This is a genomic window from Rhodococcus koreensis, assembly GCF_017068375.1.
Taxonomy (GTDB): Bacteria; Actinomycetota; Actinomycetes; order Mycobacteriales; family Mycobacteriaceae; genus Rhodococcus_F; species Rhodococcus_F koreensis.
In genome coordinates, this window is the sequence record NZ_CP070609.1 from 502,479 (window position 1) to 524,585 (window position 22,107).

The 22,107-nt window shown below is 66.2% G+C and carries 23 protein-coding genes; 9 read left to right on the forward strand and 14 right to left on the reverse strand.

The features are described from left to right. The first annotated feature begins 43 nt into the window (after positions 1-43). From JWS14_RS02200 to JWS14_RS02210, 3 genes are all read left to right on the forward strand, one after another. Positions 44-373: a hypothetical protein gene (locus JWS14_RS02200; protein ID WP_072943339.1), complete on the forward strand. Its 330-nt coding sequence runs from the start codon at positions 44-46 to the stop codon at positions 371-373. Positions 374-470: 97 nt separating this feature from the next. Next, the gene (locus JWS14_RS02205) at positions 471-665 is read left to right on the forward strand and encodes a hypothetical protein (protein WP_043824059.1); all 195 of its coding nucleotides are present in this window, start codon (positions 471-473) and stop codon (positions 663-665) included. 5 nt (positions 666-670) lie between these two features. Beyond that, positions 671-925, forward strand: coding sequence for a hypothetical protein (locus JWS14_RS02210; protein ID WP_072943337.1), 255 nt, complete (start codon positions 671-673; stop codon positions 923-925). Here JWS14_RS02210 and JWS14_RS02215 read toward each other — a convergent pair. Genes JWS14_RS02215 through JWS14_RS02235 form a run of 5 tightly spaced genes read right to left on the reverse strand, consistent with a single transcriptional unit; the run spans position 917 to position 5,509 of the window. Next, entirely contained in the window at positions 917-1,426 is a 510-nt protein-coding gene (locus JWS14_RS02215) for an OsmC family protein (protein WP_241031225.1), read from the reverse strand. The two genes, JWS14_RS02210 and JWS14_RS02215, sit on opposite strands and share 9 nt — an antisense overlap. Further along, complete coding sequence (locus JWS14_RS02220; RefSeq protein WP_072943336.1) at positions 1,423-2,787, reverse strand: LLM class flavin-dependent oxidoreductase; 1,365 nt, start codon at positions 2,785-2,787, stop codon at positions 1,423-1,425. Before JWS14_RS02220 ends, JWS14_RS02215 begins: the two co-directional genes overlap by 4 nt. 12 nt (positions 2,788-2,799) lie before the next feature. Then, positions 2,800-3,885 (reverse strand): NrtA/SsuA/CpmA family ABC transporter substrate-binding protein, encoded by a 1,086-nt coding sequence (locus JWS14_RS02225; RefSeq protein WP_072943334.1) that lies wholly within the window; start codon positions 3,883-3,885, stop codon positions 2,800-2,802. A 32-nt stretch (positions 3,886-3,917) separates the two neighbouring features. Then, positions 3,918-4,649, reverse strand: a complete 732-nt coding sequence (locus tag JWS14_RS02230; RefSeq protein ID WP_206012388.1) for an ABC transporter ATP-binding protein — start codon at positions 4,647-4,649, stop codon at positions 3,918-3,920. After that, positions 4,649-5,509 carry an ABC transporter permease subunit gene (locus JWS14_RS02235; protein ID WP_095864056.1) on the reverse strand — a complete coding sequence of 287 codons (861 nt, stop codon included), beginning with the start codon at positions 5,507-5,509 and terminating at the stop codon, positions 4,649-4,651. Before JWS14_RS02235 ends, JWS14_RS02230 begins: the two co-directional genes overlap by 1 nt. A 222-nt stretch (positions 5,510-5,731) precedes the next feature. On the opposite strand from JWS14_RS02235, the gene JWS14_RS02240 reads away from it, so the two are divergent. Beyond that, positions 5,732-6,355 (forward strand): GntR family transcriptional regulator, encoded by a 624-nt coding sequence (locus JWS14_RS02240; protein WP_095864325.1) that lies wholly within the window; start codon positions 5,732-5,734, stop codon positions 6,353-6,355. 52 nt (positions 6,356-6,407) lie between these two features. Beyond that, positions 6,408-6,587, forward strand: a complete 180-nt coding sequence (locus JWS14_RS02245) for a hypothetical protein (protein WP_206012389.1) — start codon at positions 6,408-6,410, stop codon at positions 6,585-6,587. A gap of 24 nt (positions 6,588-6,611) precedes the next feature. On the opposite strand, the gene JWS14_RS02250 is transcribed toward JWS14_RS02245, so the two are convergent. Together JWS14_RS02250 and JWS14_RS02255 are read right to left on the reverse strand one after the other, a co-directional pair. Continuing rightward, complete coding sequence (locus tag JWS14_RS02250; protein ID WP_206012390.1) at positions 6,612-7,802, reverse strand: adenine nucleotide alpha hydrolase family protein; 1,191 nt, start codon at positions 7,800-7,802, stop codon at positions 6,612-6,614. 130 nt (positions 7,803-7,932) lie between these two features. After that, positions 7,933-8,805, reverse strand: coding sequence for an alpha/beta hydrolase (locus tag JWS14_RS02255; protein ID WP_259375752.1), 873 nt, complete (start codon positions 8,803-8,805; stop codon positions 7,933-7,935). A gap of 733 nt (positions 8,806-9,538) precedes the next feature. On the opposite strand from JWS14_RS02255, the gene JWS14_RS02260 reads away from it, so the two are divergent. The 3 genes from JWS14_RS02260 (at position 9,539) to JWS14_RS02270 (ending at position 12,056) form a co-directional block, all read left to right on the forward strand. Then, positions 9,539-10,735: a hypothetical protein gene (locus JWS14_RS02260; protein ID WP_206012391.1), complete on the forward strand. Its 1,197-nt coding sequence runs from the start codon at positions 9,539-9,541 to the stop codon at positions 10,733-10,735. A gap of 164 nt (positions 10,736-10,899) precedes the next feature. Continuing rightward, on the forward strand, positions 10,900-11,229 hold the full coding sequence (locus tag JWS14_RS49855) for an FCD domain-containing protein (protein ID WP_241031227.1): 330 nt from the start codon (positions 10,900-10,902) through the stop codon (positions 11,227-11,229). Between the two features lie 104 nt (positions 11,230-11,333). Then, the gene (locus JWS14_RS02270; RefSeq protein ID WP_072943326.1) at positions 11,334-12,056 is read left to right on the forward strand and encodes a DUF3105 domain-containing protein; all 723 of its coding nucleotides are present in this window, start codon (positions 11,334-11,336) and stop codon (positions 12,054-12,056) included. Positions 12,057-12,274: 218 nt separating this feature from the next. Here the strand turns inward: JWS14_RS02270 and JWS14_RS02275 are convergent, their stop codons facing one another. Further along, positions 12,275-13,240: a nucleoside hydrolase gene (locus tag JWS14_RS02275; protein WP_206012392.1), complete on the reverse strand. Its 966-nt coding sequence runs from the start codon at positions 13,238-13,240 to the stop codon at positions 12,275-12,277. A gap of 95 nt (positions 13,241-13,335) precedes the next feature. Continuing rightward, entirely contained in the window at positions 13,336-13,701 is a 366-nt protein-coding gene (locus tag JWS14_RS02280; protein WP_095863990.1) for a DsrE family protein, read from the reverse strand. A 373-nt stretch (positions 13,702-14,074) separates the two neighbouring features. Here JWS14_RS02280 and JWS14_RS02285 point away from each other — a divergent pair, with 373 nt between their 5' ends. Continuing rightward, on the forward strand, positions 14,075-14,716 hold the full coding sequence (locus tag JWS14_RS02285) for a poly-gamma-glutamate hydrolase family protein (RefSeq protein ID WP_241031228.1): 642 nt from the start codon (positions 14,075-14,077) through the stop codon (positions 14,714-14,716). Positions 14,717-14,758: 42 nt separating this feature from the next. Here the strand turns inward: JWS14_RS02285 and JWS14_RS02290 are convergent, their stop codons facing one another. From JWS14_RS02290 to JWS14_RS02310, 5 genes are all read right to left on the reverse strand, one after another. Next, the gene (locus JWS14_RS02290; RefSeq protein WP_206012394.1) at positions 14,759-16,036 is read right to left on the reverse strand and encodes a protein kinase; all 1,278 of its coding nucleotides are present in this window, start codon (positions 16,034-16,036) and stop codon (positions 14,759-14,761) included. A gap of 132 nt (positions 16,037-16,168) precedes the next feature. After that, the gene (locus JWS14_RS02295; RefSeq protein WP_072943320.1) at positions 16,169-16,663 is read right to left on the reverse strand and encodes a hypothetical protein; all 495 of its coding nucleotides are present in this window, start codon (positions 16,661-16,663) and stop codon (positions 16,169-16,171) included. 170 nt (positions 16,664-16,833) lie between these two features. Then, on the reverse strand, positions 16,834-17,223 hold the full coding sequence (locus JWS14_RS02300) for a hypothetical protein (RefSeq protein ID WP_072943318.1): 390 nt from the start codon (positions 17,221-17,223) through the stop codon (positions 16,834-16,836). A gap of 134 nt (positions 17,224-17,357) precedes the next feature. Next, the gene (locus JWS14_RS02305) at positions 17,358-20,438 is read right to left on the reverse strand and encodes a serine/threonine-protein kinase (RefSeq protein ID WP_206012395.1); all 3,081 of its coding nucleotides are present in this window, start codon (positions 20,436-20,438) and stop codon (positions 17,358-17,360) included. Positions 20,439-20,688: 250 nt separating this feature from the next. Continuing rightward, entirely contained in the window at positions 20,689-22,095 is a 1,407-nt protein-coding gene (locus tag JWS14_RS02310) for a sensor domain-containing diguanylate cyclase (RefSeq protein ID WP_206012396.1), read from the reverse strand. Positions 22,096-22,107: the final 12 nt, after the last annotated feature.

The following is a 22,107-nucleotide window of genomic DNA, read 5'->3' on the forward strand; positions in this document are numbered from 1 at the left end:
CCCGATGGTCCGACGCCGCCACTGACGGAGGATGCCCGCACCGATGAACGCACAACCGATGACCTGCGGTGACTACGTCACGGCCACCTTCGCCCGCGACTTCGTCGCCGACGGGTTCGACCACGACACTGTCGAGCGCATCCACCGCGGGCTGTTCGACGAGTGGACACACGCCCTCGCCCAATCGGGCCTGTTCAGCAACGGAACAGTCGCGGACGCCCTGGACTCCTGGCAGGACGACCCGCACTCGCTCCTCAGCGCCCTGCTCGCCAACGCGGACGAAATCACTCTCAAGCGCTACGACCTCGTCTGGGAAGCCCTGGAACGAAGCGCTCACGCCGGGTCGGCCGACGCCGTCGTCGAATACGCATGACCCGCCCGCCGGCGGCAATGTCACCGCGAAGTCCACCCCGGCCGGGCCCGACCCCACCGCTGCACCGACCACACCACCCACACCGACGAACGAGACCATGAGCACCAACACTTATCCCACCATCGAAACCATCCGCATCGGGCAGTACGGCCACGAATGCCGCTACTGCGGGCACGCCGTCGCGAAGGACGGCCCGGGCTACCGGCACACCACGACCGGGCAGTTCCGCTGCGATCCCACCAGTCGAGCGCTGCAGGAAGCGCGACTGTCGGACAGCCTGGTTCGGAGCTGAGCACGATGAACGTGCACGCGATGCAGTTGCTCCCGCCGCGCGACGGCCTCGCCGACTACCGCGACGCGGTCGATGCGCTGGCCGCCCTCGAAACCCAGGGACCCCTGCGGGCCGACCCCCGCACGGCATTGCTGTTCGACAGCCTCACCGACGACCTCATCGAGGCCGCTCAAACGAACGGCCTGGGTGACACGATTTCACAGCGCGACATCGTCGCCATGATCGATTCCGCGATCTCCCGCCCGCGCCCGTCACTCTGAATCGGCCGAGCCAGAAGCGCGCTGCCGGGCGCACCCATTCGATTCATGGGGCCCGGGTTGGGCGGTGACGATCAACTCGATGCCGCTCCCCCGCCTGATGGTGTTGTAGATCGGGCAGGAGGCCGCGAACTTCGCAGCCAAAGCGTCCGCCGTCGACTGGTCGACGCCGCGAATATCGATGCGCACTTCCGTGAACTCGTATCGAGTCGGGTCGGCGGAACCCCGTCGATGGGACGCGTGCACCTCGATGTGGGTGACGGGGATGTCGTCGGCCTCCGCGTTCGACTGGATGTTCGCCATCGCGCACGACGTGACGGCGGCCAGGAGCAGTTCGCCTGCCTGAATGGCCTCGGCCGGGCCGAACCTCGAATCCGAGACGAGGTGGTTCTCACGTGCATCGAGGATGAAGCGCCCCGGCGTCCCGGCGACGGTATGCCCGAACACCTGCGCGACGTCCGAAGTCACCGCGACGTCCGAAGTCACCGCGACGTCCGCAGTCACCGTGAGGCCTCGGTCGCTCGACGTACCCGGTTGGCCCACTCCCCACTCTGCACACGAGGGAGCCCGAGATTCTCGCGGAGCGTGCTCCCCTCGTACTCGCTGCGGAACAGTCCTCGTTTCTGCAACTCGGGAACGACCTGCCGGGTGAAGTCCTCGAATCCGCCGGGTTGATACGGCGCCTGCACCATGAAGCCGTCGCACGCTCCCTGCCGGAACCATTCCTCGAGCCCGTCGGCGACTTCTGTCGCGGTGCCGATGAACCCACCTTCGACACGGCCCCCGTAACGCTTTCCGAGTTCGCGCAGCGTCAGCCCTTCGCGCTCGGTCATCTCCTTGACCTCCTGGTAGTGGCCCTCGACGCCGGGAACCTCGACGTCGGGAAGCCGCTCGTCGAGCGGGAAGGTCGAGAGGTCCACATCCAAGTGGTATGCGAGCGTGGACAGACCCCCGAGGGGCGGTACGAGGTCGAAGAGTTCCTCGAACGTCTGCTGCGCGATCGCGGACGTCGCCCCGACGACGGGCGCGACGGACGGGAGGATCTTCACGCCATCCGGGTTGCGACCGTGCGTCGCCGCCCGTTCCTTGATCTCCGTGTAGAAGTCCCGGGCGGACTCGAGTGACGCGTGGCTGCAGAAGATCACATCGGACCAGCGTGCTGCGAAGTCCTTGCCCTTGGCGGACGCACCGGCCTGGATCACCACGGGGTAGCCCTGCGGTGGCCGGGGTACGTTCAGCGGTCCCTGCACCGTGAACCAGTCGCCCTTGTGGCGAATCGGGTGCACACGATCCGGATCCGCGAACAACGGCTGTTCGGTGTCGAGGACGAGAGCGTCGTCCTCCCAGCTGTCCCAGAGCTTGCCCGCGACCTCGAGGAACTCGTCCGCGCGCTCGTAGCGCTGATCACGGGGAAACTGCTCGTCCCGGTTGAAGTTTCGCGCCTCCGACTCCTGGAACGAGGTCACCACGTTCCAGGCGGCGCGTCCCTCCGTCAGATGGTCCAGTGTGGCGAAGGACCGCGCGACCGTGAACGGCTGCGCATACGTGGTGGAAACCGTGGCGGCGAGGCCGAGGTGCGAGGTGACCGCACCCATCGAAGACAGGACGTGCAGCGGGTCCAGTCGCATCGAACCGAGGGCACCGTTACGCAACTGGGAGTCGGGGCTGCCGCCGAACCGGTCGGGCACCGACAGGATGTCAGCGAAGAATGCAAGGTCGAAACGAGCATCTTCGAGCGTACGAGCGATGTTCTGGTAGTAGCCGGCGCTGAGCCAGCCGGGAACCGACCCCGGGAACCGCCAACCGCCGGGCCTGCCGGGGCCGGCGGTGACGAAAGCGGCCAGATGCATGAGAGAGGGAGACATGTGTGGTGATACCTACTTTGCAAGAGCCTGAGTGATGACGGACTTGATCGAGTCGAACCGCGAATCCTGCAACCAGGTTGTGACGTCGACGCGCTCCGGATACACGCCGAGTTCGTGAAAGTTGTCCGCCAGGTCCTGGGTTCCGTTGATCGCCGCCGCATCGACGGCAGTGAATTCTCCGGCGCCGGAGTAGGACAGGCGCTTCGCCTTCACCAGGTCGAGATACACCTTCTCCTCGAGATCACTGTTCCCGAAACCACCCAGCTCGGCAAATGCGGCTACCGCGACCTCGGGATTGCCGTCGATCCAGCGCTGCGCATCACGCACGTTCCGGACCAGTGTGGCGGCGGTATCCGGGTGATTGAATGCGAAGTCCTCACTTGCGACGAAGAAGGCGTAGTCGTAGGTCTTCACGTCAGGCAGCGCGACCGCGTTGTGTTTGCGCTTGGCCAACTCGATGGTGGGCTGCCAACTGATCCACGCGTCGACCTTGCCCTCCGCGAAGGCCGCTTCCGCGTCCGCAGCGGGAAGATTGACGTATTCGACGTCTTCGAGTGTGAGGCCCACCGATTCCAGGTACTTCACCAAGCTGTACGTCCCGGTGGTGCCGCGATGATCCGCGACCTTGCGTCCTCGCAGATCTGCACCCGACTTGATGTCCGATCCCTGCGGAACGAGGATGTCCACCTCGTTGGCCGGAAGTGGATACGCGACCAGCGGAACGATCGGTACGCCACCACCGATCGCGTAGATCACCGCAGTGGCGGTGGCGAAGGAGAAGTCGACACTTCCGGACTTGACGGCTTCCATGACCGGAAGGGAGGCCGGGAATCCCGACGGCCACTGGACAGGGACTCCAAGATCCTTGGCGAGGTCGAATCCGCCGAGATTGTTGCGCAGGATGGTGCCGGGCTCTGCCTTCCCGTCGCCGATCAATGCGTATCGCACCTCGGTCAAGGGACCGCCGGCGGAGCCGGAAGCCGATGCGCCGCAACCAGTCAGCGAGAGAGCGGAGAGGCCGAGGACTCCGGCGCCTGCCGCCTTGAGGAATCCTCGCCGATCGAGGGCGCGCAATTGTGAAGGGACGCGGGGTGACATGAGGGGTGAAGACCTTTCGGTGAGACTGGGGATCAGGCGAGTGCGTTCTCTGCCTGGAGGAGTCCGTCGAGCAACTCCTCCTTCCAGGCGGCGAGTTGGGCGTCTCCACGGTGCCGTGGCCTGGCCTGCCCGATCCGCAGATCGCGGGTGATGCCCTGTTCGGTCAGGAGGAGCACACGGTCGGACAGCACGAGTGCCTCCTCCACATCGTGGGTCACGAGCAGGACCGTTCTCGGTTGCTCGGCCAGGACGCGTTCGAGGAGTTGCTGCACGGCCACGCGAGTGATCGCGTCCAGAGCGCCGAAGGGCTCGTCGAGGAGGAGGACGTGAGGCCGGTGCAGCAACGCTCGGGCGAGCGCCACCCGTTGACGTTGTCCGCCCGAAAGTTCTGACGGCCAGTCGGTCTCACGCCCGGACAAACCTACTTCGTTCAGCAGCTCCACTGCGCGTTCGCGTTGGTGCCGGGTTCCGAGCTGCACGTTGTCCAGGACATTCCGCCACGGCAGCAGTCGATCCTCCTGGAACATCATCCGCGACATCGGGCCGCCCGACCTGTCGCCGGTGGATTCGACCGCGCCGCGCGTCGGTTGTTCGAGGCCGGCGATGATGCGCAGAAGCGTGGACTTGCCGACCCCGCTGGGTCCGAGGAACGAGACGAACTCGCCGGGCGCGACACTCAGGTCGATATCGTGGAGAACGGTCTTGTCCCGGTAGCGGTGGCCGATTCCGGACAATTCGAGGCCGACGAGGTCGGTGGGCGGCATCAGCGATTCCCTCCCTGGTAGTGGGGATTCCACCGCAGAACCCGGGCTTCGATCAGCCTGGTGATCTGGTCGGCGAGTAGTCCTGCGACTGCGTACAGCAGGATCGCGAGAACGATCCGGTCGTTGCGCAGCATGTCCCGGCCGTTCTGGGCCAGGAACCCGATGCCCTCGCTGGTGGCGATCGTCTCGGCGATCACCAGCGTCAGCCAGGCGACTCCCAGCGCATACCGGATGCCCGTGAGAATCATCGGCATGGCCCCGGGAATGATGATGTCCCGTATGCGAGCGCCCCGGCCCAGTCCGTAGGACTCGCCCAGCTGAACGAGTTTCGGATCGACGGTGCGAATTCCCGCGACGGTGTTGAGGTACACGGGAAAGATCACACCCAAGGTCACGAGCACGACCTTCGGGAGTTCACCGATGCCGAACGCCGCGATCAGCAGCGGGACCAGGGCGAGGTGCGGAAGGGCACGCAGCATCTGCAGGGTGCGGTCCACCAACCCCTCGGCGATCTTCGACAGTCCGACGACGAAGCCGAGCGCGAGTCCGATCGATGCTCCGAGGGCGAACCCGATCAGGATCCGCCGCAGGCTGACCGTCAGGTGCCGCTGCAGCTCTCCCGCGGCCCACAATTGGTCTGCAGTGGCCAGGACCTTGCTGGGTGGAGGCAGGATCGAGGGTGAGATCGCCCCGGTCGAGGACGCCCATTGCCAGCCGAGAATCACGAGGACGGGCACCACCCACGGCAGCAACGACAACGGTTGAAGTCGGTAGCGAGGAACGGAACGTCGCGGCCGGCGGGGATCCTCCGTCGGCTCGGCCCGGGCGGCTCGCGGTGCAGCAAGTTGTGTCTCAGACATTCCCGGCGACACCTGATCCGGGTTGTGCTGATTTTCGGATACGAACTCGCGCTGAGTGGATATTCATGGCTTCTCCTTGTGCTGACGCCGAGGAGCCTACGAACATCTGCACAACGTTGTCTGCATCTGTATACACATGGATTCAAACTCTTTACTTCGGTTGTCCGCCTCTGGTAAGGCTTGCTTCACGGCACGGCGTTCGTGCCCGGACAGGGGAACTCGGTGGAGAGAGAATCATCGGTGTACAAGCAGCTACGTGAGCGGATAACGGGTGGCGCCGATCGGCCCGGGACGATGCTGATACCGGCGACGATCGGCGCGGAGCTGGGACTGTCCCGCACACCGGTGCGGGAAGCGCTGCAACGGCTCGAATACGAGGGGCTGGTTGTTCAGGCACCGCGCGGATACCGCGTACGTGAACGCACCGCCGAAGAGGTTCTCGAGATCTGCGAGGCACGGATCGCACTCGAGTCCGCGATCGCCTACTCCGCCGCGACCCGTCACACCGAATTGGACCTTGCACGGTTGACCCGACTGTTCGAGCAGGCGATCGAATCACCCGACCCCTCGACGAGCCTGGCGCTTCACAACGAATGGCACGGCGCGCTTCGGAGCGCGGCACACAATCAGACCATCACGCAACTGATGGACCGGCTGGACGCCCAGTTGCGGGTCTACGACGCCGAGGAAGCGCAGGCCTCGTCCAATCTGCAGCAGATCGAATCGGAACACCGCGAGATCCTGACCGCGGTGCAGGCCGGCGATGCCGAGAAGGCGCGAATCCTGATGATCGCGCACCAGGCGCGCACCCGCGATCTCCGCATCGCAGCGATGGCGCGGCGGTAGATCACCCGCACCGCCGTGCGACCGGACCCCGCAATCGCGACCGAAGCCGGGCGTGCCGCGGCGGCGTCTGCCCTGGCTGGTGGCCGCCGTGGCGGTGCTGGGGACGCCGCTCGGGCCAGCTGGGCCGTGTGGCCCCGTGGCCGATCCGTTCGACACGGTCGTCATCGACGAGCACGTCACCGAGATGATGCTCCCGGCTACGAAATGCCGCCATCACAGCACCGCCACATGACGGCTCAGCCCGCGTTCGTCGGACTCATAAAGCCGTCGTCTTTGCCGGCCGGTTGCTGCCGAAGAGTTTTCGTGCCTGGTATCGCACCAGCCCGAAGCCCACGTCGATGACATAGAAACGGGCGGTCACGAGGAATTCCTGAAACTTGTTGCGGTTGACCGCATAGCTCAGGGAACGGACGAGTTCGGTATCGGCCTCGCCGAGCTCCGCCAGCCGCTCGAGGTTCTCGCGAGCGAACAGCTCACCGCCCTCCCCGGCAGCGTTCAAGTACATGCGGCGGACCGCCCTCGACGGGATCTCCCGGGGCAGGCTCGTGCACTGTCCGGATGCACCCACGATGTGGAGTCCGATCATCGTCCGCAGGCACTTCTCGCATCGGCCGCAGTTGTATTTGCTCGCCAGATTCCACCAGCACACCCGCAGGTGATTCATGGCGACCGCGGACTCCTTGATGCGGGCCAGTTTGGCAACACGGTCCGCTTCGATGCCGTCGTGCACGATCTCGACATCACTGCTCGACCACAGCGGGTCGAGGTCGGGATGCGTCCCGAGCGGGGCAAGCCGCGATTCGTCGTCGGACGCCGGAATGTAGACCTTGCGCAGGTGAGGGGACAATAGTAGCGAAACGTGGGCGAGGAAGGCGCCGTGTGCCTGGCTCTGCCAGTGCGGTCCGTGCTTGGCGTGGAGCAGGCGAACATTGGATCGGACCTCGATCAGCTCCTTTCCGAGTTCGGTCGCCATCGTCCGGGCCCGATCGACCGCCTCCTCCCACAGCACGTGGTTGTCGAGACTGATATCCAGTCCGTGGATGATGATCAAGTGCGTGATCTCATCGAGATGCTTCAGTGCGGTGTAGAACGAGTCCACGCCACCGGAGAAGAAGCACCCGACCCCTCGACGGTCCTGCTCCAGCGGGCTGGGTGCCGCGGTCTCGGCCTGCGTGGAGGTGCGCTGAAGCATCTCGGGGAACCAGTCGAGCAGCACGTCCTGGGCGGCCAGGCTGCCCTCCAACGCGGTATTGTCGACGGCCGGGGTGATTGCGAGCTGCAACCCTTTTCGCATCGCTGTCACACGAAGCGTGGGCAGCCACGGGGTACCGGTGACATCGACAGCCACGTCGGACTCGGTCCACACGGTAAACGATTCGCCATCGATCACCAGATGCGCAGTCGAGCGGTACGTGTCGTCAACCGACACCGAAGCCTTCAGTTCCATTGCCGCACCTCAATATAGGTATTCATTCGAGTTCCTCGTTCAGCTCTGTGTGACTCTCGCAAGTTACCGCACCGTGTCGTCGTCGGCCGAGCAACCATCGGAGTGGGACCGGGGACGAAGGAAGCCTGCGTCACTGAGCACCGGGCCCCGCAGCGGCGCCTACCTGCCTGACCAAGTCCCGAATCTCCTGCGCGACGAGATGGGGTTCGACCAGCGGAATGTAGTGATGACGGTTCACCGAATAGACGTGCCGTCCGGACGGGGAGAGTTCCGCGGTGCGGCGGTGCGCGGCGCCGAGGAAATCGCGATCGCGATCCTTCTCGGGTGGGATCCTGTTCGACGAGATCGTGGTGAGCGAGACGTCGGGTATATGGGGGCCACTGTCGTGAAGCGCAGTGAAACTTTCGCGGAAGGCTCGCCACTCGGCCCGCGCAGCGCGAACGGAGTTCATCGTCGATCCCTCGTCGACCGCTTCCTTCAGCGCCGCACCCTGCAAGAAGCGGTAGTAGGACTTCCCCAGCAGCGGGCGAAGAAGTTTCAACCGCGCCAGAATCACCTGCGAACCGTACAGCACCGAAGCACCCCGCATGGCTGCCATCATCCGCTCGGGTTTGCAGATCTCCGACACTTCGTCGACCAGCGCGACGGCCTTGATCGTGTCCGGTCGACGGTTCGCCGCCACGCGTACCACCGGGCCGCCGTAGCTGTGTCCCACAACGACGCAGGGGCGGTCGACGGTGGCGTCGAGGACGGCCAGATGGTCGTCGAGTATCCGATCGAAATCGCGTCCGGTCTCGTCGGGGTCGCTGAGTCCGTGCCCCGCGCGGTCGTACACGATGGTGTGCGCAAACTCGGCAACCAATGGTTGAACAAGCGACCAGGTCGATCGACTCTTTCCCATCCCAGCCTCGAAGAACACCGACACCGACCCATCTCCGGCAGTGCAGTAATGCAACCGACGATCGGCGATGAGAACAAAGCTGGACTTACTTTCAACAGGCATGGTGGAGCGGCCCTTCGGTCGGGCGCTGTGCGGCGGCGACGTGTCACGCCTCGAAATACACCGCTACGCGCCTATTTTCCTGCTCGGTGGTCTCTCGGAAGTTGGCACAGTTACTGATTCGAACTGATTCACCATACCCAGCACCGAAAATCGACTCGCCATCCCCATCGGCAGTGATGACAGACGGACGGGTCGGGTACGGGAATCCATGAATCTCCAATACCTGAGGTCGGTTACAGGGCGGCCTCACGAACTGGACTGTCGAACTACCCCTTTGGAATTGGACTCAGACCGTCAGGTCGATGCGCTGCGCCCACCTGACCACCCTCGACGCGCAACTGCGCGAGCGCGGGGTTGGTTTGCGAACGCACCGTCGCCCAGGTCCCCGACACCCTCGGTGTTCGAGGCCCCCACCGGCGCCGATCTGGCTGTCACCTGGGTGTATCGAGGTCACTATGTCCGCAGCGACATCGCCACTCAAAACCATTGCTGTAATTGCCAACCCGTTGACCCAGTGGCCGACATAGGCCGTACCGTATGCGGCGACCGTCAGATCCGCGCCGGATCTTGATCTGCCTGAACACATCTGTGGGCGTTACTTTGTGGGTCACGTTCGGGAAGATCGTGCCAGTACGGCACACTTCGACGGAAGATGGTGGAATCGGGATTCGGTGGTGTGATGACCGGGGACGCGCGTGCCTGGCATCATCACCGTGAAGAGAGGGATCAAGGCATGGCAGTCCAAGCATCCATCGACCTCGTCGGGGTGAACGTCATCAAATCGGTGTTCTCCATCGATGGCAAGCACTTCACCGTGCAGACATCGGCCAACGTTTCCCTGGACCGGAGCGGAACGCCCTGGCTGCCCCCGGGAGTCGTGGTGGCGATGACGACCGAGCAGGACTTGGAGCTCGACGCCCCCGTCGATCCTGCCGCGCTGTCCGGTGCCGAACAGGCACGTGACCTACTGCACTCGTGGTACCCGCAACTCCACACCCCGAGCGTCGTCGCGCCCGTCATTTCAACAAGCGATCGTGAGGGCGGCGGCGTCGGATGCTTCTTCAGTGGCGGTCTCGACGCGTTCTACTCCGTTCTGGAGAATCGAGCCGAGATCACGCATCTCATCCTGGTGCACGGATTCGACATCGATCCTCGTCGCCCGAAACCATACGAGCGAATATCGGCAGGTGCGCGCGAAGTTGCTGCCGAGATGGGAGTAGAGCTGATCGAGATTCGTACCGACCTCCAGTTTCTCCACACGAGACACGGAAACAACTGGGGTAGCACCGCACATGGCGCTGCGCTCGCACATGTGGCGATCCTTCTCTCACCCCACCTACGCAAGGTGATTGTGGCTGCGTCCGGGTCCTACGACACGGGCAACATGACCCCGCACGGGAGTCATCCGGATCTCGATCCGCTGTGGTCGAGCGGAAACCTCGAGATCGTTCAGGACGGTACGGAGGCCCACCGGATCGACAAGGCCGAGGCCATCAAGGACAGCGATCTGGCGATGCGCCACCTGCGCGTGTGCAATTTGAACTGGGACGGCGACTACAACTGCGGGAAGTGCGAAAAGTGCATCCGCACAATGATCAACCTGTACATCGCCGGAGGGCTGGAACGGTGTGAGACGCTTCCCCATACGATCCCGATCGAGAGAATGAACCGCATGCACGTCACGTCGGGGGCTTTCCCCTTCGCGAAGGAGAACCTCGACGCGATGCGCGCCCGGGGAATCCGCGACGCCGAGCTGGAAGCCGCTCTGCAACGCATTCTCGACCGCACTCCCCGCGAGCAGCGAATTCTCGAGTACCGGTGGTTGCTCTTGGAAGTTGCGCCGCGCGTGCCGCGCGTCTTGATCGGCCTCCTGGTTCAGCGTCTCCGGACAATTCGCGCTGATCGATCCTCGCACTCTGCGCAGCATTGACCGTGCGCGAAGAAGCATGACAGCGCTGTCGTGAATACCCGAGCAAGAAGAGCGGCATCCCGAGCCCGTGGTGGGCGGGGCTGTGCCGAGTTCCGCCGATACCCCGCTCCGGCCTTTCGTGGCGTACAGCAGGATAGCGAGAACGGGTCCGGTCGTAGGGATTGGTGGACCACACCCTGCAGATGCTGCGTGCCCTTCCGCACCTCGCCGTGGTCCCGCTGGTGATCGTCTACACGTTCGCCACCAGCGAGGGCATCCGGTTCCTGGCCCAGAACGGCCGGGACATGCTGCGCATCTTCGACTACGAATTCGCGCGCGCTTCGGAGCGCGGCACACAATCAGAGGCCTCGTCCAATCTGCAGCAGATCGAATCGGAACACCGCGAGATCCTGACCGCGGTGCAGGCCGGCGATGCCGAGAAGGCGCGAATCCTGATGATCGCGCACCAGGCGCGCACCCGCGATCTCCGCATCGTAGCAATGGCGCGGCGGTAGATCACCCGCACCGCCGTGCGACCCGGACCCACCGCACCCGTCCACTACCATCCTTCGCAGATGGGACGCGCGGTCTGGGCGCCCGGTGAGACGAAGGATCGGCAATGACGAACGACCGCAGCGAGAGCCCGCAATCCCACCCGAAGCCGGGCGGCCCGCGGCGGCGACTGCCCTGGCTGGTGGCCGCCACGGTGGCGGTGGTGGGGGTTGTCGCCGTCGGTGCGTACGTGCTGACCGCCGGATCCGACGACGCCGGCGAAGCCCACGACTTCGCACCCAGCGCGGACAATCCCGACCCGTCACTGGCAATCAAGGGGATCGTCACGGTCGACTATGGGCCCGCCGATCATGTGCAGGCACCGCAACGGGTGGCCTACGACCAGAGTCCGCCGTTCGGTGGTGCACACGATCAGTACTGGGCTAGCTGCACCGGAATTGTCTATCCCGATGCGATCCGCACCGAGAACGCCGTGCATTCCCTCGAGCACGGGGCCGTGTGGGTGACCTACGACCCGGATCGTCTGAGCGCCGACGACATCACCGCACTGGCGGCGTACGTCGAGGGCGAACCGTACACCCTGATGTCGCCGTACCCGGGTCTCGGTTCGGCAGTGTCGCTGCAGTCGTGGGGTCACCAACTCCGACTCGACGACGTCCACGACCAGCGGATCGCCGACTTCCTCACAGCTCTGCGACAGAACCCGAACACGTACCCGGAGCCCGGAGCGACCTGCTCGACGGTGCGCGGCGGATTCGACCCCGCCGATCCGCCGCCGTTCGATCCCTCCGCACCGGGCACGGATGCAGTTCCGGTGGACGGCAACTAGCGCCGGAAATTCCTGCCGAGAATTTCGGCGACGGTGTCGATATCGCGCTTGCTCATTCGACTCATTGGTAGAAGCACAATGAGGAGGTGAGAGCGATGTTGTCGGCACATCTGTTGTCCGGTCTGACCAGTGACGAGGTCGATCTGATCGTTGCGGATGAACTGCATCTGCTCGATGCCACCGTATGAGCGGCGGTGTCCGCCACGGCGCGCGCACCGTCAGTCGCTTCGGGAAATGTCTGCGTCGAGCGTGGCGGCGATCCGGTCTCTGATCAAGCGGTAATCGACGTCGGTCACGAAACGGTGCACCGGCCCCCGCGCCGGAGTGACGCCCCAGACACTCGACCGCCCATCCACCCGGTGCACCCGGGGTTGGGCGTCGGTGGCGGACAGCACGACCGTCGGGTCGAGCATCACGGCGGCTGCGACGGAATCGTGTGAGGTGTAGATCGGGTGCTCTGCGCGGTAGGTGCTGGTGCAGTACCGGTGGTAGTCCTCGGTGATGTCGCGGACGAAGGCCGCGACCTTCCCCGATGCGGAGCGAGCGACCAGGTCGGCCCAGGTCAGTCGAAGTCGGCCGGTGACATTCGTTCCCACCCACGTGATCGGCCCCGGCGCCGCCGCGACGGTCGCGGTCGCGGCCGGATCGTGGTTGGTGTTCGTGTCGCCTTTGCCGAGGAACTGTGGTTGCAATGCGGCCTCGGCACTTCTCCGCGAGGCGGATCCCATTCCGCCCATGATGGTGACGGACCGGAACCGCGTCAGGATCTGTGGGTCGCGTGTGACGGCGGCGGCGATGTTCGCAAGCGGTCCCAGGCAGAGCAGGTCCACCGATCCGGGCCGGTCTTCCGCGGCGCGGAAAAGTTGCTCGACGGCGGAACCGGACGCCGGACCGATGCCCGGCGGTGGCCGATGGCCGCGGTCGCCGAGTCCGTCGACACCGTGTGCGGACGGAGTTGCGGGCGGTGGCCCGGGACGCGGCAGTCCGATACACACCGGAACGTCGCGAAGACCGACAACGGACAGGACGGTGAGGGCATTCGATGCGGCCTGTGTTTCGGTGCAGTTGCCGAACACGCTTCCGACACCGATGATCTCGGCGCAGGGGTCGTGCGCAATGGTAAGCAGGGCAAGGGCATCGTCGACGCCGGTGTCGGTGTCGACGAGTACGTAGCGATCGACCACGGCCCCGTCCTGTCCCCACGATCCGCCATCGGATCGGACTCGAATGCACTCGCGCGCAGTCTAACCGAGTCAGCAGCGCTCGCACCCGTGCCGTTTCAGTAACTGAACGTGACCGCCCCTTCGTCACCGATCCACTTCCACATCGGAACCGTCCCGGCGAGTTCGGCATTGGATACCAGTGCGTCCTTGTCGAGGTGCTTGGCCTCGAAGCAGATCGGACACACCATGTAGGTGCCGCCCGCGCTCTCGAATCGTGCAGCCAGATCGGGAAGCGGCGGGCAACCCTCGCAGGCGACGCCCTGGATCGTGCCGTCGAGCGCGAGTCGGACCGCTTCCTTCGTGAGAAACATCAGCGTCTGGCGCTGTTGTTCTGCCGCGCCGACCGCGACCAGAAACGCAACCGTCACCTTCTCGGCGTCCTCGAGACCGGTGGTGAGACTGACCACTGCTTTATTAGTCATGGATCCGAGTCTTCGCCGCGCGACAACTGCCGACAAGGGCCCGAGGGGACAGTATCGCGTCTAACCTGAGGAGGTGTTCGAAGAGCGTCCGTTACAGCAGATTTCGATGCGGCGGAATGGCGACAGTAAGGTCACCGTTCGCCTCGAAGTCCGCCGGAGTCGCTCCACCAGCGCAAACGTCGCCGAGCATGTCGGGATTCACCCGCGCCTACTGGCCCGGATCGGAGCCGAGCCCCGTCAGCAGACACGGGTGAGTCACCAGGGAACGACCGCACTGTTCACACTGATACCGGAGGCAGATGCACACGGGATCGACACCGTTCAGGTAACTGATGGTGGATGCCGTCGGATCGGCGCCGAGCCCGGACACGCGGTGGTCCTCGACCTCCGGTGTATCGATCCCACCATCTCCGAGGCAGAGGCCGAAGTCGAGGGTGAATTCGTCGAGCGACTCGACGACGACGGGCACCACCACCGCCTCGTGGTCCTCGCACCGCACGGCGGCGCCATCGAAAGCGGCACGGATCGGCAGGCCGAGCAGGTTTACGCGTCGCTCGGATCGCGCGATTCGACGCTGTGGACGTGCAAAGGGTGGCGACCGGCAGGCAACGCATACCGGGCATGGCACATTTCCTCGGGCGATCTCAGTGTGCGCAGCTTCCCGCTTCTACGCTCCCTGGGTGCACGACGATTCCAGTGGGCGGTGTCGTTCCACGGCTACCGAGGACACGACGTCCTCATCGGGGGCCGTGCACCCGCACGCCTCAAATCGGATGTCCTCAACGCAGTCGCGAATGCACTCGACGGAACCGGAGTCCGTGTTCGCGTAGCCGATCCCGGCGAACGCTACAGCGGCAGTTCCGCGGCCAACCTGGTCAACCGCCTCACCGTCGACGCTGCGGGCGGAATTCAGATCGAACAGTCCCGACCCGCGCGGACGCTGTACGGAGAAGCCATCGCTGCCGCTGTCACCGGGGTCTGCGAATCCTGGATCGCCGCGGACGCCGGTCGGTGATCACCTCATCTGGACACCGATACCAACCGTCGCCGGTGCGACTCACCCACCGGGCGCCCAGCACGGTCCGTCCGGTGGCGGCGTGTGCTCGTAGCCCGGGTAGCAGGGCAGCACCTGAGGTGCGGGTGCGGGTGCGGGTGCAGGCGCGGGTGCTGGTGCGGGCACGGGTGCCGGTACCGGTGGCGAGCCCGGCGGGAGACACGGTCCGTCCGGAGGCGGCGTGTGCTCGTAGCCCGGGTAGCAGGGCAGCACCTGAGGTGCGGGCGCGGGTGCAGGCGCGGGTGCCGGTGCGGGCACGGGCGCCGGCAGCACCTGCGGTGATTGCGGCGCCGGAATTGCTGCCGGCGGGACCTCGTCCTGAACCGGAGCCTCCGCGGCCGGTGGCACCTGCTCGGCCGCCGTCGGGTTCGCCCTGGCGGTCGGTGATGGGGCGGGTGTCGGCCCGGCCGCGCTGGACGCCGGCACGGGCACCACGACGTCGGGTGATGCCGATCGCGACCCGATGATCACACCCCCGACGATCGCGACGGCAATGATCGCGGCGAGCGCAAGCCCTGCGAGCAGGAGGCGGCGGTTGCGGTCGTTCGGAGGGATCGCGGGAGTGGGATCGGCGGCAGGCTGCGGACCTGTCGCCGCGGCGCGAGCGGCGGCCGCGGCCAGGTCGCTCGGCGACCGATAGCGCCGCGCGGGATCGGCTGCCGTTCCGCGTGCGATCACAGCCTGCATGCCGACGGGAAGCGTCGAGAACTTCGACGACGGCAACTCCCGGCCGTTCGACGCGAACTGCCCGCCGGTCAGGCACTCGTACAAGACGGTGCTCAGACCGGGGACTCCCGCCACGGCGCCGGGAGCCGTGGGGAGCCCGACGTCCGTGAGCTGAACCAGTCCCCCGTCCAGCACGACGACGTTCGCCGACGCCACTCCCCGCTCGACCAGCCCCGCGGCGTGCACGGCCTCCAGCGCCGCGGCCAATTGCTGGACGACTCCGACCGCGCGAGATGCCTCCATCGGTCCGCCCGACTGAAGGATTGTCCGCAGGTTCGTTCCGCCGATGAGCGGAGTCGCGAGGTAGAGCCGGTTTCCGATCTGCCCGAAGTCGTGGATCGCAACCACGTGCGGGTTCCGGATGTGCGCCGCGATGCCTGCTTCACGGACGAACCGATCACAATATTCGTCGTCCTCGCTCGCGTCCCGAGGCAACGCCCGCACCGCGACGTGCCGAGCGGTGACGGTGTCGAATGCCGCCCACACCTCGCCGTTCTCGTCCACCGACAGCGACCGGTCCAGCCGGTATCTGCCGAATAACGCTCCACTTTGCATTGCCACTCTCCGCCGATCGAAATTGCCGCGTCTGCGGGACTGTGCACCGGGGACGGGCGACACATCGGAGAGGCGCGCCCGCCTCCACCGAGATTCTAGGCGGTGGCGCCCGGCGGTTCGCGGTGGAGACGATCAGGGCACGTCGAAGGTGCCGAAGCCCGGAAGCAACGCCTGTGGATACTCGGCCGGGGCCATCGTGCCGACGACGATTCGCCCGCTGCCGGTGGCCACGTCGATCTCGGGGCGAGGCGAATCGGTCGACCCGGCGGTTCCGATGGGGATCGTGGCCGCGCCGGTCGCCCCGGTGTTCACGTTCAGCCAGTGCACCCGCACAGCATTCGCCCGCATGGCGTTACCCGGTCCGGGTATGCACGTGTCCGCACTGATGGGATTCAGGACGTAACACTCGCTCACGGTGCGAAACCGCACGACTCCGGGTACCCGACCCGTGACTGCGTCGACGGTGAAGTAGGCGGCGAGAACCGGGCTCATCCCGATCGGTGGGACCTGCAGGGTCGTCACACGTTCCGTCGTATCCTCGGGCGCTGCGACAGCAATGCCCTGCCCGGCCGCTGCGATCACCGTTGCAATGCCGACTCCGGCGAGAAGCTTTCCTGCTCCACGCATCTGAATTCCCCCTCCTTGCCCCGAGCCGTTCAGCGCGAAGGGCTCCCCCCTGCATCCTAGGGGCCGCACGAGTGTCGCCGGATCGGAAGTTGCCGGATCGGAAGTTGCCGGATCACCGACTCTGCTGCGGCATCCGCGATTGATCGGTGCAGTTTTCGCACGTACCGCCATCAGGCATGAATGCCGGCACGGTCGAGTTGAGAGACTCGTTGCGGGCTCAGGTCGAGGATGACACCGATGTCACGCACCGAGAGACCCGATCGGCGCAGATGCGCCACCGCGGCCCGCGAAGCCCGCGCTGCGCATTCCTGCGCGTGGGCGGCAGACTCGACCTGCCAGTGGGCGGCGCGGGCCTCCATGAGCGCCGCGGAATCTCCGATTTCGTAGTCGAGTTCCACCTCGACGTCCTCGGCCCGAACACCCCGGACCAGATGGACGGCCTCCGCCACGATGGCGGACACCTGATCGAGCCGCCGAGCCTGGGTGAGCACGCCTTCGACTCCCGGAACCTCCACCACCCACGATCCGCCGCGACGGGTGGCCGTCGCCGTCACCTTCATCACGAACCTCCCGGCCCGTATCTCGTGTAAAAATTCGTCCTCCCGACCACAAGTCTAGCCCCCCTATACTGCGCACAACGACACGGACAGAAGACATTCAGAGTGCGCAATTGCCGGACGACAACCCGTCGCTGTCACCAGAAATCGAGTGCCTGCGCAGTCGCGGTGGACTCGGCATGCGTGGGCCGGAGTGCACCGCCGATCGCGTAGACGGTGTGCCCGACCGTCGCGACGGACATCCCGTGAGCTCCGGTGGGCATGGGCGGCAACGCCGACCAGGTCGCCGAAGCGACGTCGTAGGCCTCGACCGTCGACAGCACCCGGGTCGGCTGTTCACCGCCGACTGCGACGATGCGGCCGTCGATGTACGCCGCCCCGAGCCCGCCACGAGGGGTGGGCATGCCGGGCAGCGTCGCCCACGTCCCCGCAACCGGATCGAAGCGTTCGACCGCGGCCGTGTTCTGATCCGACGCCAGATCGCGGCCACCGATCGCGTAGAAGTACTTCCCGTCCGACACCCCGGCCAGATGCTCCCGTGACGTCGGAATGTCCTCGACGGTCGTCCACTTCGTTCCGTCGAACACCTCTGTCGACGCCACCAGTTCGCCCTCCGCCTGACCCCCGGCGACGACGATCTCATTGCCCACCACGGCCGCGGCACCGGCCGCCCGCGGCAGGTTCAGCGGGGGCAGGTCCACCCAGTTGCCGTCCCGCAGCGCGAGCACCCGGTCCGACGTCGTACCGGTAAGGTTCGGCCCTTCCGGCACCCAGCCTCCGAGGACCACCAACTCGCCGCCGTATTCGACGGCCATCGCATGATTGAGCGGGACCGGAAGGTCGGGACCGGCCTTCCAGGTGTCGATGGCCGGGTCGTTGCCCTCGACCTTCGGGGTCGACCCCACATTGTCGAGTCCGCCGACCACCCAGATCGTCCCGTCCGCGACGGCAGTCGCGGTCTGCTGGCGGGCGATCGGCGCGTCCCTCAGCGGACGCCACGCCGGTGCCCATTGCGTCTTGCGTGGCGCGATCTGCAGCGCCTCGGAAACAGCTGTCGATTCGGCGTGCGTGGGCTTGATGCCGCCGCCGACCGCGTACACCGTGTTGCCGACCGCGCCGACCGCCATCCCGTGCCGCGGCGTGCGCAGAGCAGGCAATTGCGACCACGTCCCTGCGATCACGTCGTAGGCCTCGACCGTGGAGAGCACCCGGGTGGGTTCTTCACCGCCGACTGCGACGATGCGGCCGTCGATGAACGCCGCTCCGAGCCCGCCGCGGGGGGTGGGCATGCCGGGCAGCGTCGCCCACGTTCCCGCAGCCGGATCGAAACGTTCGACCGCGGCCGTGTTCTGATCCGACGCCAGATCGCGCCCGCCGATCGCGTAGAAGTACTTCCCGTCCGAGACGCCTGCCAGATGCTCCCGTGGCGTCGGGATGTTCGGGACCGTCGTCCACTTCGTTCCGTCGAACACTTCTGTCGTAGCCACCAGGCCACCGTCCGCCTGTCCCCCGGCGACCACGATCTCGTCGCCCACCACGGCCGCGGCACCGGCCGCCCGCGGCACGTTCAGCGGGGGCAGATCGACCCATCGCCCGTCGCGCATGGCCATCACCCGAGCGGAGGCGACGGCTGTCAGGTTCTGGCCTTTCGCTTGCCATCCGCCGATGAGTACGGGCTCGTCGTTGTAGGTGACGGCCATCGCATGATTGAGCGGGACGGGGAGATCGGGGCCGGCCTTCCAGGTGTCGATGGCCGGGTCGTAGCCTTCCTGCCGGGCGGACACACCGTTGTCGTCCAACCCTCCGAAGACCCACATGGTGCCGTCCGCGACCGTCGTCGCCGTCTGCTGACGGGCGACCCGGGCGTCGGCGACCGGTCGCCACGCCGCGGTCGGGTCGACGGCCGGGGGCTCACCCGCTTGCTGGGCGGTCGGTCCCGCGGCGCCGGGTCCGGTTGCCTCCCTGAACACGAGGTAACCACCACCGGTCAGCACCAGCGCCACCACCAGCGCGAGCACGGTCAGGATGCGGCGCCGCCGGGTGCGGGCCTGCCGACTGCTCCCCGGCACTCCCGGTGGCGGCCAGGGCGACGGACCCGTCGGTGGCCAGGGCGACGGACCCGTCGGCGGCCAGGGCGACGGACCCGTCGGTGGCCAGAACGGGCCCGAGGGGTGCGACTCCGGCTGGATCTGCTCGGTCGGTGCGAAGACTGGGCGCTGACCGTCCGAATCCTCGAACCGGATCTGACGGTAGCCACCGGCATCCGCCGCCGACGGATGCGACTCGGCCGGCTGGGCGGGTTCCAGGGGTGCCAGCGCCATCGCGTCCGAACGCAACCCGATGTGTCGCTGCGCGGCTTGGAGTTCGTGTCCGAACTCTTCGGCGGACGCCGGCCGAGCGAACGGATTCGACGCCATCGCCCTCTCGATGACGGCGCACACACCGTCCGGGATGCCTTGAGCGCGCAGGTCCGGCACCGTCAGGGTGCTGATCCTCACGAACTGCGCGACGAGTTCCTCGCCGGTCTTCCGCTCGAACGCCGCCCGCCCCGCGATCAGCGAAAAGATCGTCGCGCCCAGACCGTAGACGTCCGAACGTGCGGTCGGCGATTCGCCGTTGAGGACTTCCGGTGCGGTGAACGCCAGTGATCCGGTGAACCCGCCGGTGGCGGTTTCGTAGCCGCCGGCGATGTGCGCAATGCCGAAATCGGTCAACTGCGGCTCGCCGTAGTCGGTGAGCAGGATGTTCGCGGGTTTGATGTCGCGGTGGAGGGTGCCGGTCCGATGCGCGGTCTCCAGTGCGCCCGCCAGCTTCACTCCGATGCTGATCGCCTCCGGCCAGGGCAGCGGACCTTCTCGGCGTATCTGCACCGCCAGCGAGTCGCGGGGGTGGTAATGCATGACAATGTACGGGCGACCGGTCTCGGTCACGCCGACCTGCAGAATGTTGACGATGTTCGGGTGGCCGGAGAGCCCGCCCATCGCGTAGCCCTCCCGCAGGAACCGCTCGCGGTTCTCGGAGTCCAGGTCCGACGTCAGGACCTTGATTGCGACGATTCGACCGAGCGAACGCTGCAGACAGCGGTACACGACACCGAACCCGCCCCGGCCGACCTCCTCGGCACCCGCGAAACCGGCAGCGTCCAACTCCGCCACGATCCCGTGGCCGACTGCGCGGATCGACGCCGCCTGGGTCGCGTCTGGGTCGAAAACTGCCATCGAGCGCCTCAGTTCCATCCGACATCCACGTCGGCGCGTTCAGCGTCGAAGACGCGAATATCTTTCTCTCTCAAGGGCGAAACGCGGAATTCTCTCGTCGAATGCCGACGGGAACCGCCGTGTCCAGCAAGTATTCGACGCGTCGCGAAGCGCGTCAAGATGACAATTTCCCCACCCCAGGGTGCCTAGCGGTGGCCACGATTTCGTGTCGCGTCGGCAACACCGCACCGATCGGGGGCCTGCCGCTGCGCTAGAAGGTGCCGTCGTAGAGCGCGTAACCGCCCGCTCCCGCTGCCTTTGCACGATACATCGCCGAGTCCGCCCGCCGAACGAGCTCTTCACGGGTGCACTCGGGATCGGACAGTGCAACACCGATACTGGCACTGATCGGCCACTCGAGTGACCGCGCCCGGTTCAGGTCGGCGAAGCTACCGGCGATCCGGGCGGCAATCGCGACCGCCTCCGCCGCGCCCGCGACGTGCTCACAGACGACCACGAATTCGTCGCCGCCGAGGCGGGCAACGGTATCGCCCGGGCGCACCGCCGACCGCAGATGCCTGGCGAGCACGATCAGCGCGTCGTCGCCAACCGCGTGACCGAGGCTGTCGTTGACGGTCTTGAAGTCGTCGAGATCCACCAGCAGCAGCGCCACGCGCGGGCCACCGTGCGGCGCCGCGTCCAGGGCCTCGTCGAGCCGGCGGCGAGCCAATGTGCGGTTCGGCAATCCCGTCAGCGGGTCGTGCAAGCTCTGGTGCACCAGCGCGGCCTCGGCCTCGATACGGCGGATCGCCGCGGAGAGCACGGCTGTCACCGAACGCAAAAAGGTCAGGTCACGCTCGGTGTAGTCACGGGGACGACGACTGTGCGCCGTCAACACACCCCACACCTCTTCGGAGCCGAACGGAACGCACACCCCGCTCTGCAGCCCGCGCCCGCTCATCCCCGCCGTGGAGAACCGGGATTCGTGGACCCGATCGGTGCACACGATCACCGACCCATTTGCAGCGGCGTACCCGGGCTGCGATCCCGGCCCCGGCGAGAACGTCTTCGGACCGGGCTCGGGACCGCGGTAGGCGAGCACCGTGAGTTCGCCGTCGTCGGCCACCCGTGCGATCGACGAACAGTGCACACCCATCAGCGCGGCCGCCGCCCCAGCCGCCGCCGTGAGGAGTTCATCGAGGTCTCCGCCGACGGCGAGTTGGCTCAGGTCGGCGATCGCCTGCTGCTCCCGGGCCCGGTACGCGGACTCCCCCAATGCGCGCTGCAGGCGTTGCTCGTCGTGTTCGGCGCCGCGGCGATCCTGGGCAATCGACCCGATCACCGCCGGCCCGGTCTCCGTGTATTCGAGCACGAACGTCGAAATCAGCATCGGGATCGGCTCGCCCGTGACGAAATGGCGAAACTCGGTCAACCCGGTCCACTCTCCCCGGTCGGCCAGAGCCGACTCCACGTCACGCGCCTGCACGAGGCCGACGTCGGTGAACAGTTCCGCCGTCGTCCTCGAGTACGCATGCACGGCATCACCGAATCCGAGGACGCCGACACCCGCGGGATTGACGTACACGATCCGACCGGACACGAATTCGGACACGAACACCAACGCCGGACTGTATTCGAGGACCGCGAGCAGCATCCGCGAATCCGGCAGCGACTCCATGGACACTCCCTC

Bases quoted from the DNA above. Each gene is read 5' to 3' on its own strand.
- JWS14_RS02225 (WP_072943334.1), bottom strand. From the start codon at position 3,885: ATGTCACCCCGCGTCCCTTCACAATTGCGCGCCCTCGATCGGCGAGGA.
- JWS14_RS02260 (WP_206012391.1), top strand. From the start codon at position 9,539: ATGGCAGTCCAAGCATCCATCGACCTCGTCGGGGTGAACGTCATCAAA.
- JWS14_RS02250 (WP_206012390.1), bottom strand. From the start codon at position 7,802: ATGGAACTGAAGGCTTCGGTGTCGGTTGACGACACGTACCGCTCGACT.
- JWS14_RS02300 (WP_072943318.1), bottom strand. From the start codon at position 17,223: ATGAAGGTGACGGCGACGGCCACCCGTCGCGGCGGATCGTGGGTGGTG.
- JWS14_RS02310 (WP_206012396.1), bottom strand. From the start codon at position 22,095: ATGGAGTCGCTGCCGGATTCGCGGATGCTGCTCGCGGTCCTCGAATAC.
- JWS14_RS02280 (WP_095863990.1), bottom strand. From the start codon at position 13,701: ATGACTAATAAAGCAGTGGTCAGTCTCACCACCGGTCTCGAGGACGCC.
- JWS14_RS02255 (WP_259375752.1), bottom strand. From the start codon at position 8,805: ATGCCTGTTGAAAGTAAGTCCAGCTTTGTTCTCATCGCCGATCGTCGG.
- JWS14_RS02210 (WP_072943337.1), top strand. From the start codon at position 671: ATGAACGTGCACGCGATGCAGTTGCTCCCGCCGCGCGACGGCCTCGCC.
- JWS14_RS02305 (WP_206012395.1), bottom strand. From the start codon at position 20,438: ATGGCAGTTTTCGACCCAGACGCGACCCAGGCGGCGTCGATCCGCGCA.
- JWS14_RS02230 (WP_206012388.1), bottom strand. From the start codon at position 4,649: ATGCCGCCCACCGACCTCGTCGGCCTCGAATTGTCCGGAATCGGCCAC.
- JWS14_RS02220 (WP_072943336.1), bottom strand. From the start codon at position 2,787: ATGTCTCCCTCTCTCATGCATCTGGCCGCTTTCGTCACCGCCGGCCCC.
- JWS14_RS02270 (WP_072943326.1), top strand. From the start codon at position 11,334: ATGACGAACGACCGCAGCGAGAGCCCGCAATCCCACCCGAAGCCGGGC.
- JWS14_RS02235 (WP_095864056.1), bottom strand. From the start codon at position 5,509: ATGTCTGAGACACAACTTGCTGCACCGCGAGCCGCCCGGGCCGAGCCG.
- JWS14_RS02205 (WP_043824059.1), top strand. From the start codon at position 471: ATGAGCACCAACACTTATCCCACCATCGAAACCATCCGCATCGGGCAG.
- JWS14_RS02290 (WP_206012394.1), bottom strand. From the start codon at position 16,036: ATGCAAAGTGGAGCGTTATTCGGCAGATACCGGCTGGACCGGTCGCTG.
- JWS14_RS02200 (WP_072943339.1), top strand. From the start codon at position 44: ATGAACGCACAACCGATGACCTGCGGTGACTACGTCACGGCCACCTTC.
- JWS14_RS02295 (WP_072943320.1), bottom strand. From the start codon at position 16,663: ATGCGTGGAGCAGGAAAGCTTCTCGCCGGAGTCGGCATTGCAACGGTG.